The following is a 12179-nucleotide window of genomic DNA, read 5'->3' as shown; positions in this document are numbered from 1 at the left end:
TATGAAGAGATGTTTTAATGACAAAAATAGCCAAAGTATCAATATAATTTTGCCACAGGTGCAACAATGAGAGCTACCTCAGAAGAAATCGCCATTTTTGTCGCCGTGGTAGAGAGCGGCAGTTTTAGTCGCGCTGCCGAACAGCTTGGTCAGGCTAATTCCGCCGTCAGCCGGGCAGTAAAAAAGCTGGAGTCAAAGCTCGGCGTCAGCCTGCTTAACCGTACTACCCGCCAGCTAAGCCTGACCGAAGAGGGCGAGCGTTATTTCCGCCGAGTGCAGGTTGTGCTTCAGGAGATGGCCGCCGCCGAAAATGAGCTTCTGGAAAGCCGAACGACGCCAAGAGGATTACTTCGCGTTGATGCCGCGACGCCGGTGATATTGCATTTTCTGATGCCTTTGATCAGGCCCTTCCGTGAGCGCTACCCGGAAATGAGCCTTTCGCTGGTCTCGTCAGAGACCTTTATCAATCTGATTGAGCGGAAAGTGGACGTCGCGATCCGCGCCGGCACGCTAACCGATTCCAGCCTGCGCGCCCGACCGCTGTTCAATAGCTACCGCAAAATTATCGCCTCGCCGGACTATCTTGCCCGGCACGGAACGCCGCAAAGCGTCGCCGAGCTAAAACATCATCAGTGCCTCGGCTTTAGCGAGCCCGTATCCCTGAATACCTGGCCAGTTTCCTGCTGCGATGGCCAACTGCTGGAAATCGAAAGCGAGATATCTTCCAATAGCGGGGAAACGCTCAAGCAGCTGTGCCTGGCCGGTAACGGTATAGCCTGTCTGTCGGACTATATGGTGGATAAAGAAATTGCTGAAGGGGCGTTTGTCGAACTGCTGGCTGACAAACGGCTGCCGATTGAAATGCCGTTTAGCGCGGTGTACTACAGCGACAGGGCGGTAAGCACGCGGATCAGGGCTTTTATCGACTTTCTTAGTGAGCATGTAAAACAGCTCCCGCAGGAGCTGTAAGAGGGTTGTAGAGTACAGAGGGGTTAGCTTAATCCCATTCAGGCGCCAGACCTTCCGGGCTAACCAGACGATCGTGACAGTCCAGCGCGGCGATCGCCAGGCGATCGTCTTCATCAAGCTGCAGCTCCTGAGCTTTCAGGTTGCTTGCCAGGTTTTCGCGCCTGGTCGAAGATGGGATCACCGCATAGCCTTCACCCATTGCCCACGCGAGGATAACCTGCGCCGGAGTGGCATTGTGTTTCGCCGCAATCCGGGCAATGGCTTCATCTTTTAACGCTTTACCATAAGCCAGAGTCATATAAGAGGTAATGTGAATGCCATGCTCAGAGGCCCAATCGACGACCTTACGATTTTGCAAATAAGGCGACAGTTCAATCTGGTTGGTCGCGATATTCTCTACCCCAACGGCAGCAATGGCGCGCTCCATCAGCGGAATAGTGAAGTTAGAGATACCCATCTGGCGAGTTAGTCCCTGGCGTTTCGCCTCCAGCAGAGCAGCCATGTACTCTTCCACGGCAACCGCATCGTTTGGCGACGGCCAGTGGATCAGCGTGAGATCGACATATTCGGTGCGCAGCTTCTGCAGACTCTCTTTCAGGCTTGCGATGAGCTTATCTTTGCTTAAATTTTCAATCCAGATCTTGGTGGTGATGAACAGTTCATCGCGCGCGACGCCGCTTTCTGCGATAGCCTGGCCCACGGCCGCTTCATTGTCATAGATTTGCGCGGTATCAATGGCGCGATAGCCCAGCTCAAGCGCTGTTTTTACAGATGCGATCACTACGTCATCTTTCAGACGGAAGGTCCCAAGACCAAATGCAGGGATTGTCATGATTTTCCTCATTATTTATCAATAGCGGTTAATGAGAAACATTATGACCAACGAGAGGATCGAGAAAAAGATCGTTTAACGCAGAGGATTTTTGCTAAAACAGCAATAATCAAATGGCGGGCTGAAAAAATCCTGGGCCAACTTTTCCCGTCTGTTTTTACTCTACCGCAGCCGACATCCTACTACTGAGGGTTCGGTTTCACTTCCGTGCTATCCAGCAAAATAGCGTAGCGGCTTAGCAACTGCTTAAAATGAAAATCAATCTGCATTTGCAGCACCGGTGAGAGACTTCCGGCTCGTACCTGAGCCTCCAGTTGCCTGAGCTGTTCTTCCAGCGGCGGCGTCTGTAACAGCTGCCGGATGCTGAAAATTGCCGATTTCAACTCAGAAGCAGTCATATACCGCCCCTTGCGTTCATCCAGCGCATCCAGCCTTAGCGAAAGCTGCCGTAGCTTCGCCTGCGCCTGGGCATAGCGCTGTAATTCAAGCACCGGCAGCGCGCTGGCTTCCCGCTGCTTACGCCACTCGGCGCTCATCGCCTTAATTTGCGAATTATTCGGCCAGCGGCGTTCAAGGGCCAGGAGCAGCGCCTCTTCCTGGCGCAGGGGCCACAGCGGCGGCAGGTCATTCAGCCTCTTCAGCTGCGCGCGGGTCGTCGCCATTCCCTGCGCCCAGCTCAGCATCTTGTTGCCATCCCTCCCCGGCGCTGAGGGCAACGCCAACACCGACGTCGCGGTCTGTGCCTCACGTAGGCCCATTTCTGGCGGGTTCAGCCATGACCAACCCCAGAAACCGCAACCTCCCAGGCAAACCATCGTCAGCATCCCGGCGATAAAGCCGGGCCATACCCGCCGCTGGCGAGGACTCTCCGTAGTTTTCTTCAATAACAAGCTTTCGTCATGCTTTCGCGATGCCTGCGCTTCAGCGGTTTTTTTGGCCCCATTTTTTACATCTCTCGGCCAGGGGCGCTCCCTGGCGATTTTCTTCGCCGCCGTTTTTTCGCCCTGCGGCGCCAGCCGCTCCAGGCGCATCGCCGCATTTCGCAACTGAACGGCCAGTTGCTCCAGTTTTGACATATGCCAGACCTCGCACCGCCGCAGCACGTTCTCTATTTCCGTCAGGTGCTGGCTGCAGTGGTTAATCTGCGCCAGATCCTGATACTGAAGATCCTGCGCGCGCAGCGCCTGCTTCATCTTCTCGGCAAGCCACGCCAGCAGCGCGATCCTTGAATGGACCTGCAGCGGCCAGAAATCTCCCCAGCGCTGGTTTATCAATGCCGCGAGGGCATCCAGAGCGTCCACCATTCCTGCTATCCCATACTGCCGGGTCCTCGCCAGCGCGTAACAGACCAGCGTTTGCAACTCCACGCCGTTTTGCCGAAACAGAGCCAGACTCAGGCTCTCTACCCTGCCCCAGTCCACATCCGGCCGCGCCGGATGCGTAAGTTTGCCTATTTCGGCCTGCAGTTCGCCGGCCTCCCGAAAGGTACAGGGATCGCCGCCCGTGCGGAACGGGCTGATAAATGAAGAGTGCGGCGTCTTCATATACGCTCCTGTTGCTGCAAATAATGCATAATCGCCCGGCAATAGTGAGTACATTGCATATTATGACTCCCTGAAAGAAGCCGCCGATCCTTTTCACTGCCCTGAGCTCGCGGCCATTCATGATTGAAATTAAACGTCGGCATTGGGTTTAACGAAGCGATTTCCATACTATTTTTATCCTTTAGCGGAAACAGCCGCTGCTTGCTATTTATCTTCTCAATGGCGCGCGGTCAGGGTAAGCCGGGCATAGTCTCTGTCGGCTTCTTATCGGTAGCGTATTTCGGCTTTGCAATAACGTCAGGATTGGCGCCTTTAAACTCGATACCGGGTGAGTTCTCAGTCTTTATATTGCGTATCACAAAGTACTGCCGCCCGCGCAGGATCCATCGCCACCAGCGCCGCCAGCAGATTTTCCATTTTCCGCGCCAGATGGGCTTTATCTGCATAGCGGTGCGCCCGCAGGCGCAGCAGCTTCAGCTGTCGTGCCGTGACTTCGAAAATTAACTCCGGCTCCCATTGTGTCAACGTCAGCCCCTGCGCAGCGCCATGCAGCTCTTCCAGCAGCAGCAGCGCCATTTCGCTTTTACCGTACTGCTCCGCTATGCGAGCCATCAACAGACGCAACAGCAAACGCTGGCGTGCCGTGACGATCCCCGCACGGGACTGGAGCCAGCCCAGCGCAGCATCAACGCCCTCGCGGTCCGCCAGCGCCAGCGCCTCCGGTTCCAGCGCCAGCACATCGTTGTCCGGCTCTTCCACCGGGGCCGTTGGCGTCCTGCTAAGCCAGTTCCCCTCATCTTGCGGCAGCACCTGCCGGGTAATCCAACTGCGGGTCACCTCATCGGCAAACGGCGTGCCGTCGTTCCACGCCAGGCTCTCCAGCCCAGGTAAACGCTCAAGCAACAGCATCAGGTCCTGGCGGATAATTGCCGTCCACTTGTCCCACGGCGCGCCCGCTTTGCCCAGCGCCTGATACAAATACCATTGAATATCAAACCAGAAATGATTGACCCCGGCGCTGAACATCAGGTCGGCCTGTTCCAGCAGCTCGGTCCAGTTCTGTTGCGAGTACAACCGTTTAAGCTGAGTACGTGACTCGCTACGCGGCGGAGCCAGTCGGGTTCTGCCATCCACATCAGGCGGCAGTTCATGCACGGTGTCCCAGCGCAGAGTTTTCATCAACCGATGCGCCGCCAGCCAGCCCTGCGGCTGCGCGTTCAGGTAGCGGGCCAGCGCTTTTGCCTGATCCAGCAGGTCGCGCCCGGAACTGATGGACTGTATCTGTAGCGAATTTGTCGGAGGTGAAGCGGTTGCCGCGCTGTTCTGCGGCACCACCGCGCTCATCCCGCCCGACTGCGCCAGCCGCGACTCCAGCGCCTGGATCAGCGGTATCAGGGACGGCGGCTGTTGTTCTTCCGGCCATGTAGAAAAAGAAGCGTCCAGCAGATTGAGAGCCGCGACAATATTGGCAAAGTCTTCTTTTGCCACTTCCGGGTAACGCGCCAGGCTGTCGAGTATCTTTTCGCCAGTTAACCATTCCAGCGCCATTTTCCGGCCCGCCGGACGAGAGGGAAGCAGTTGCGTCCCGAAGCGCTGCACCAGCCCGGCCAGTAGGGCGAGACCTTCCGCTAATCCGCGTTCGCCGTCGCGGTGCAATCGCGCCCAGATATAGCAGGTGGCGATGCGTACATCTTTTGCCTGAGTGAGCAGCAGGGATTCCGCAAGCTGACAAATCAGAGCGGTATCCGCGCCGGAAAGCTTATTCAGCTCGTCGCGCATCAGCTGGAAATCGTCGTGGTAGACGGGGTCTCTCCCGACCGGAGACTCCGTCGTCACTGGCAGCAGCCACGTCTGCCACAGCGCCGCCTGTTGTTGTCCCGCCTCAAGCGCATTCCGATCGGGAAAACAGCTGCGGGTTAACTGCTGCAGTAATTCACTCATTCGCATCGCCCCCTCACTTAGGCTATCGGTTATGATTTTTTCCGGTCCGGAATATTTTCCCGGCGAGGGGAAGGCTTGCATCACTATCGGCCATGACGGGTTTCGGGATGAACGGGAAACGGCAGTCGTAACGCCCAGAGCACAGCGCATTCATCGCCATCCCCGTTATTCCGTATCTAATTCCAGTACGATACCGTCCTCTTGACTCCAGCCGAGCGCCAGCAGCCTGGGTTGCCGTCGCGCCGCCTGATTCGCCAGCAGCTGCTGGCTCAGTACAGGCAGAATCTGCTGGTTCAGTAAGCTGTCGATATTACGCGCCCCGGTATCCGGCAGCAGACAGGAGGAGGCCAGTTGATCGTAAAGACTGGCCCCGATCACCGTCTCCATACCGTAATGTTCGCGCAGGCGGCGGCTCACTGCCGCCAGCTTCATTTCCACAATGGACCGCATCGCCTCCCACCCGAGAGGGCGGTAAATTACCGTTTGGAAACGCGCCAGCAGCGCAGGCTGGAAGTGCTCCCGCAACAGCGGATACAGCAGTTCCTGCAGATCCCCGTCCGTGGCCGCCGGCCTCTTTTCCAGCAGTTGTATAATGTGATCGCTTCCGAGATTAGCGGTCATCAGGATAATGGTGTTGCGAAAGTCGATTTCCCTGCCTTCCCCATCGCGCATAAAACCGCGATCGAACACCTGGTAAAAAAGGTTCATGACGTCGCGGTGCGCCTTTTCTACCTCGTCGAGCAGAACCAGACTATACGGACGTTTTCTGACGGCTTCCGTCAATACGCCACCCTGGCCGAAGCCAACATAACCCGGCGGCGCTCCCTTGAGCTGAGAAACCGTATGTGGTTCCTGATACTCTGAGAGATTGATGGTAATAAGCGACTTTTCGCCGCCGAACAGCGCATCCGCCATCGCCAGCGCAGTTTCGGTCTTACCGGTGCCGCCAGGACCGGTCAGCAGAAATACGCCCTGCGGGCCATTTTCCGGCGTGAGCCCGGTTTTTGCCGCCCGCAACCGCTGCGCAATAGCCTTTAGCGCACCATCCTGGCCTACCACCCGCCTGGCGAGCATCTGTTCCATATTCAGCAGCTCGCTCTGCTCATCTTTCAGCAGGGAAGTGAGCGGTACGCCGGTCCAGTCAGCTACGACGGTAGCGACGGCCCGGGCATCCACATCCAGCGCCAGCAATGGCGTTAATCCCTGTTGCTGTAGCAGCTGCTGTTGTAGTTGAGGTAACCGTTCACTGTCCGGACTTTCCCGGCGTAGCGCTATAATCTGCTGCACCAGCGCTTTTTCTTGTTGGTACTGATACTCCAGCTGATCCGCCTTTTGCTGGAGTTGATCCCGCTGGTCGGCGAGCTCTGCCAGTCGAGCCTGCGCGGATGCAGGATAAAACGCGCGATCCTTTTCAAGCGCCTTCTGCTCAATATCCAGCGCGGCCAGATGTCCCTGAAGCTGAGTTAACGGCTCCGGCAGGGTATCAAGACTCATCCGGACACGCGCCCCGGCAGTGTCCAGCAGATCTACCGCCTTGTCAGGCAGCTGGCGTCCGGACAAATAACGCCGTGACAGACGTACCGCGGCCTGAATGGCGCTATCCTGGATGTGCACCCCATGGTGCTCCGCGTAGTAGGTCTTCAGCCCGCGCAGCATCAGGCAGGCCGTGTCGTCATCAGGCTCGTCCACTTTGACCAATTGAAAACGGCGGTCCAGAGCGGCATCGCGCTCAAAATATTGTTTGTACTCGCTCCAGGTCGTCGCTGCGATAGTGCGTAGCTCACCGCGGGCCAAAGCAGGTTTCAGTAAATTAGCCGCATCTGCGCCGCCCGCAGGATTTCCCGCGCCGATGATAGTATGGGCTTCATCGATAAACAGCAGCACCGGCTCCGGCGATGCCTGCACCGCGTCGATGACGTTTTTTAGCCGCTGCTCGAATTCCCCCTTAACGCCAGCCCCTGCCTGTAGCAGCCCCAGATCCAGCGAGTGAATATGCACGATTTTCAGGCTATCCGGCACGTTGCCATCTACAATACGCAGCGCCAGCCCTTCCACCAGCGCGGTTTTGCCGACGCCAGGCTCGCCCACAAGCAGCGGATTGTTCTTGCGACGGCGCGACAGAATATCCACCATCTGGCGGATCTCAACATCGCGGCCAAACACCGGATCGATCTGGCCCATCCGGGCCTTTTCTGTAATATTCGCGGTGAAACGTTTAAGGACCCCTCGATGCGCATCATCTTGTCTATCATCCGCCGCAAGCGCAGAAGAATTTGCACTTATATCTTCCGCCAGCGGTTCGCCAGCCTGCCTTTGCCGTACCGGACACTCTTCCGACTGCTCGTCCAGTAGCGCACGCAGCCGCCCTAACTGGACGCGACCCACGCTCAACAACACCCACAGATCGTCGCAAGCCAGCAGTTCGGGCTTCTCCGTCAGCGCCATCAGCAAGTGCTGACTACGGATCTGCGGCTCGTTGCTCTCCAGCGAAGCGAACAACCATGCCTGCGTCATCAGTGCCGTCAGGCGTTCAGAAAGCTGCGGACGCTCACGTACCGAGCGTGGAAGCGTTTCAAGATGCCCCAGCAACGCTTGCCAGAGAATCTCCATATCCCACTCATAGCGCCGGGCAACGACGGTGATATCCCCTTCTCCCTGTTCCAGCAGCTTCAACAACCAGTGCTCAATAGTAATCTCGGCGTGAGCGCGGGTCTGGCACAGCGATGCGGCGGCGTCCAGCGCGCGGGCGCAGAACGGGTTGAGGCGGCGTAGCAGTGCAGCTGGCTGGTTTACGGTCATAGATATCCCTTCTTCAATGTAGTGATTTTTCCTTTACTGAATCCTGTTCAGGCACGCTACCGCCCGTAGCCGTAACCCTGTGCCTGGCAGGTTTCTGTCAGAATGTGATAGGGTTTGCCCCACCGGAAGGACCGGCTTATCAGCAAATACGCATAAAAAAGCAGACAGTTGCCTGTCTGCCGCGGTTATCAGGCCGAAGGACGTTCATTCCATGCATCGGAATGAACGATGTTTCCGTCCTTGTAGGTCCAGGTAATCTTTTCGTAACGGAATTCGATACGCTCCAGATGATTGTGCCTCTCGCGCGCAGGATCCTTAATGTCGTGCATCAGCGGAGCCACTCTGACCAGCTTGACGTTATCCAGCGTAATGTTGAAATACTCAACTTCCTGACCGGCGTCATTTATCCGGTAAAACTTGAACTCTGCCGTTTTCAGAGTCTGACCCGTCGTGACGGCCTTGTAGAGATACGGGCTGGATACGTCGATTTCCTTAGTGAAGGTAAATGGCTTATGGGTACGGGTGCCGGTCAGTTTGCCGGTATTGTTATCCGTCGGGATATACACATCGTGGTCCAGCGCCACGACCTCGATGCTGCCCTCACGTCCCTGTACGTCTACGGAACCTTTGATATCCGCGCCACCGTCATCTTTCAGCCAAAGGTAAGCAGGTATTGCCATGAGAATTACTCTCCTTGTTAGTGTGATTGAGGTACCGCCGCCTCCGACGGTATGTTCTGCTCCGCGCCCACCGTATTCTCTTCCGCACGCGTATTCAGGTCGCAAGCAGAAGAGAGCCCATCTGATACTTCCGTACCATCAACGTATCGTTGGGGAAACACAGGCGCAGGAATGGCATCTTTAAGTTTTTTCAACGCCAGCACCGCGCTATCTAACGCCACAGCAGCCACTCCGATGGAGGGTAGATGGCGAGTTGAGCAATGCCATTATTACTGAAGGTTTCCCAACGAAACGCCGCTGAGAGGAAGGTCGATCTCCTCAGCCCGCAGCAGACGAGAGGTTTTCATCGCGCCTGCGGCTTACGATTTAGCCTTCGGCATTTGCGATACCAGCGACAGGCTGATATCCATTCCTTCAATCTGAAAATGCGGCACGGCATAAAGCCTGATACGGAAGAAGCCCGGATTGTCCTCAATATCTTCCACAACCACTTTTCCATCGCGTAGCGGGTGCGATGCCTGAAGCGCATCACCAGGATCGGTCATTTCCGTCACCAGATTACGCAGCCAGGTATTAAGCTCCAGTTCCAGCAAACGTCGGTCTTTGGTGGTACCAATATTCTCGCGCTGAATAATCTTCAGATAGTGCGCAATTCGCGACAGCAGGAAGACATACGGCAGGCGGGCATTAATGCGGCTGTTAGCAGTGGCATCCGCCGTCTCATACAGCGCCGGTTTCTGTGCCGAGTTAGCCGAAAAGAAGCATGCGTAATCACGATTTTTGTAATAAGAGAGTGGAATAAATCCAAGGTTGGCAAATTCGAATTCACGGGTCTCCGGGATCATCACCTCCGAGGGGATCTTGATCTGATTGCCGGTACCGAGGTCGTAAAGATGGATCGGTAAATCGGTGACTGCTCCCCCCGCCTGCGGTCCGCGTATTTGTACGCACCAGCCGTTGTTAACAAAGCTTTTCACCATATTCGCCGCAAAGGCGAATGACGCGTTGGTCCAGAGATATTTTTCGTGATCGGGCCCTTTCACCTCTTCCACATAGTTGAAACTGCGGACGGGAATCGTATCCGGGCCATACGGCAGACGGCCAAGTACACGGGGCATTACAAGACCGATATAGCGGGAATCATCAGTGTCGCGAAAACTTTTCCATTTGATATATTCGGCACGATCGAAATAACTACCGATATCTTTTATGGCAGCCACCTCTTCCATTGAGTTTTTAAGGAAGAATTCAGGTCCGACGGAACCAATAAACGGCATATGCGAAGCCGCGGCCACACGAGAGATATTACGCAGCAACGCGATGTCCTGCGGGCTGTTATCAAACTCATAGCTGGAAATCACTGAGGCTATTGGCTCGCCGCCGGGAGTGTCATATTCCTGCACATAAGTGTGGTGATAAAGCCCGCTCTGGACAATTTCCGGCGCATCATCAAAGTCCTGACGTAAGTCTTCCTTGCTGACATCCAGAAGCTCAATTTTGGTATTCTTTCGAGGGTCGGTTCGCTGGACGAGAAACCACAGGCCGCGCCAGAGCGATTCGAGCGCCTGAAAGTCCGGGTGGTGCATCACGGCATCCAGCTGCTGGCTGATTTTTCGATCCAGCTCGCTTATATGGAAATCCAGCAGTGATTTATCTAACTTTTCAACATTTTTTCCGGATTTCGCCACGCAGGAAAGCAGTACCTGAATGGCTGCAGAGACCCTCTCTTCCGTTGATGCTTCCGCCATTGCTTCACTATCTTGCCACTCTCCGAGTTGTTTCAGAGAAGAAACCGGCGTAAGGTGAATTTTTTTAAACAGAGACTGATAAACATTTTCTCTGGTCACAGCCTGCGCCTGCGCTACCGGTGCGTCATGTTCTTGTACAGACATCAGCATGCCCTCCTCTTCATTTCCTTGATGAACCGTATTTATTCCGGTCGTTGTCCATTACTTTTTTACGGTGCGAGTGCCGTTAGATCTGCGCGTAGTTCACTACTCATCGCAGGATCTTTCATAATCTTTTCCAGTTCACGACGGAACTCGACGTTATCCAGCAAGTTGGATTTGAGATCGCGTAGTAAATTACGCATAGAAATCAATGCACGAAGCGATGGGATATTGCGAGCAACCTGTTCTGGTTCAAAATCTTTGACGCTACCAAAGTTAAGTTTAATATTTTCTACCCGGGCTTCTCCTGACAGAGTGCTTTCGACCAGCAAATCGACCGTAGGTAAGAGTTCAGCCATTACGCTATCAAAATTGTTTTTATTGATATTTATTTTATTTCTTTCAGATAAAGACCGTTGTTCTTTTCCGTTACTAAAATCACCTACCGCAAGTAACTTTAACGGTAACTCGCTTTTCTTTCCCGCCCCGCCAGTGTGAAGATCCAATTGAAGATTAACTCGAGATTTTGGCACCTCATTTTGAAAACTGTTACCCATATTACTCCTCCTCAGGATATATACCCACCAGAAAGTGAGCAAAAACAAAATATCACCTCACCAATACAAATTGCAATAATTGAAGATAGATGCACTATGGTCTCGATTAATATTATACTTGCAAAGAAGTCTTTATATCTCACAAAAAGCTCTCAACTAAAACAAACTTCAAAAACCTTCACAATTAAAAAAATACCACTTAAAAAACAAAGGGATTAATTATGATTCATATGAATTTATAGTACTTCATCTCATTCTTAAAGTTCTTAACATGAAATTCAATGCTAGCTGACCACTCTGAAAAATATATTTTCACTCCATTAAATAATAACCATAAACGCTAATAAATGATAAAAATCACATTAATGAATCAGTTCATCATCGTAATATAATAAACATTTAAGCGAAATATATTCCCGGGATAGATATATCAAACGTTATTAAAATTTGAAAAGATAGTTTCATTTTAAATCATTCTGTATTAAATGAATAAAATGATGCAGCCTGATACCAAATAACAGCTTCGAGGACCGCGAATGTTCCGCCGGAAAGAGCTCCTGAAGCGGCGACAAAAAGTAAAAAGGCCGGAGAACATATCTGTGTTCTCCGGCCTTGCAAGCGGCGATCGTTGTACGATGACAGATACATTATGATTGGCTATCCGTCTGCCTGACAGACTGCCGGGTCTGTAATTTTTCAGCCCGCGTTAAGCGTTAAGCGTTAAGCGTTAAGCGTTAATGATAGATTGTCGTAGATGTAATCTGCAATTACTTTAGGTCCAACAACGATCTGCATACAAAAACAAAAAAACCGCAAGTCACGTCAATGACTTGCGGTTCTATGTAATAAGTGGCGGAACGGACGGGACTCGAACCCGCGACCCCCTGCGTGACAGGCAGGTATTCTAACCGACTGAACTACCGCTCCACCGAATACTTCTGTAACCACCGGATTTATGCACCGGCTTA

General features: G+C 53.6%; 9 protein-coding genes and 1 tRNA gene. 1 reads left to right on the top strand and 9 read right to left on the bottom strand.

All coding sequences use genetic code 11. The features are described from left to right. Window positions 1-66: 66 nt before the first annotated feature. Entirely contained in the window at window positions 67-969 is a 903-nt protein-coding gene (gene yafC, locus ACSIPU_RS26935) for a DNA-binding transcriptional regulator YafC (protein WP_004099134.1), read from the top strand. A gap of 28 nt (window positions 970-997) precedes the next feature. Here yafC and dkgB read toward each other — a convergent pair whose 3' ends face one another. The 9 genes from dkgB to ACSIPU_RS26890 form a co-directional block, all read right to left on the bottom strand. Further along, a complete protein-coding gene (gene dkgB, locus ACSIPU_RS26930) occupies window positions 998-1801 on the bottom strand; it encodes a 2,5-didehydrogluconate reductase DkgB (RefSeq protein WP_004099132.1) in 804 nt (267 codons plus the stop codon). Between the two features lie 182 nt (window positions 1802-1983). Next, a complete protein-coding gene (locus tag ACSIPU_RS26925; protein ID WP_049593488.1) occupies window positions 1984-3345 on the bottom strand; it encodes a VasL domain-containing protein in 1362 nt (453 codons plus the stop codon). 336 nt (window positions 3346-3681) lie between these two features. Further along, on the bottom strand, window positions 3682-5286 hold the full coding sequence (tssA, locus tag ACSIPU_RS26920) for a type VI secretion system protein TssA (protein ID WP_017146585.1): 1605 nt from the start codon (window positions 5284-5286) through the stop codon (window positions 3682-3684). Window positions 5287-5451: 165 nt separating this feature from the next. Next, window positions 5452-8085 carry a type VI secretion system ATPase TssH gene (gene tssH, locus ACSIPU_RS26915; protein WP_049593489.1) on the bottom strand — a complete coding sequence of 878 codons (2634 nt, stop codon included), beginning with the start codon at window positions 8083-8085 and terminating at the stop codon, window positions 5452-5454. A gap of 188 nt (window positions 8086-8273) precedes the next feature. Beyond that, a complete protein-coding gene (locus ACSIPU_RS26910; protein WP_049593490.1) occupies window positions 8274-8765 on the bottom strand; it encodes an Hcp family type VI secretion system effector in 492 nt (163 codons plus the stop codon). A 17-nt stretch (window positions 8766-8782) separates the two neighbouring features. Then, complete coding sequence (locus ACSIPU_RS26905) at window positions 8783-8986, bottom strand: hypothetical protein (RefSeq protein ID WP_023320361.1); 204 nt, start codon at window positions 8984-8986, stop codon at window positions 8783-8785. 138 nt (window positions 8987-9124) lie between these two features. Continuing rightward, entirely contained in the window at window positions 9125-10657 is a 1533-nt protein-coding gene (tssC, locus tag ACSIPU_RS26900; protein WP_023320360.1) for a type VI secretion system contractile sheath large subunit, read from the bottom strand. Between the two features lie 65 nt (window positions 10658-10722). Then, window positions 10723-11211, bottom strand: a complete 489-nt coding sequence (tssB, locus tag ACSIPU_RS26895) for a type VI secretion system contractile sheath small subunit (protein WP_049593491.1) — start codon at window positions 11209-11211, stop codon at window positions 10723-10725. Window positions 11212-12061: 850 nt separating this feature from the next. Beyond that, window positions 12062-12138: transfer RNA gene (locus ACSIPU_RS26890), tRNA-Asp, on the bottom strand. Window positions 12139-12179 lie beyond the last annotated feature (41 nt).

It is taken from the genome of Klebsiella sp. HN106, assembly GCF_051209435.1.
Taxonomy (GTDB): domain Bacteria; phylum Pseudomonadota; class Gammaproteobacteria; order Enterobacterales; family Enterobacteriaceae; genus Klebsiella; species Klebsiella oxytoca.
The sequence above is the reverse complement of the archived record's forward strand: the minus strand, read 5'-3'. Positions and strand labels throughout refer to the sequence as shown.

Excerpts from the sequence above, each read along its gene's own strand:
- yafC (WP_004099134.1), top strand. The coding sequence starts at position 67 with ATGAGAGCTACCTCAGAAGAAATCGCCATTTTTGTCGCCGTGGTAGAG.
- dkgB (WP_004099132.1), bottom strand. The coding sequence starts at position 1,801 with ATGACAATCCCTGCATTTGGTCTTGGGACCTTCCGTCTGAAAGATGAC.
- ACSIPU_RS26925 (WP_049593488.1), bottom strand. The coding sequence starts at position 3,345 with ATGAAGACGCCGCACTCTTCATTTATCAGCCCGTTCCGCACGGGCGGC.
- tssA (WP_017146585.1), bottom strand. The coding sequence starts at position 5,286 with ATGAGTGAATTACTGCAGCAGTTAACCCGCAGCTGTTTTCCCGATCGG.
- tssH (WP_049593489.1), bottom strand. The coding sequence starts at position 8,085 with ATGACCGTAAACCAGCCAGCTGCACTGCTACGCCGCCTCAACCCGTTC.
- ACSIPU_RS26910 (WP_049593490.1), bottom strand. The coding sequence starts at position 8,765 with ATGGCAATACCTGCTTACCTTTGGCTGAAAGATGACGGTGGCGCGGAT.
- tssC (WP_023320360.1), bottom strand. The coding sequence starts at position 10,657 with ATGTCTGTACAAGAACATGACGCACCGGTAGCGCAGGCGCAGGCTGTG.
- tssB (WP_049593491.1), bottom strand. The coding sequence starts at position 11,211 with ATGGGTAACAGTTTTCAAAATGAGGTGCCAAAATCTCGAGTTAATCTT.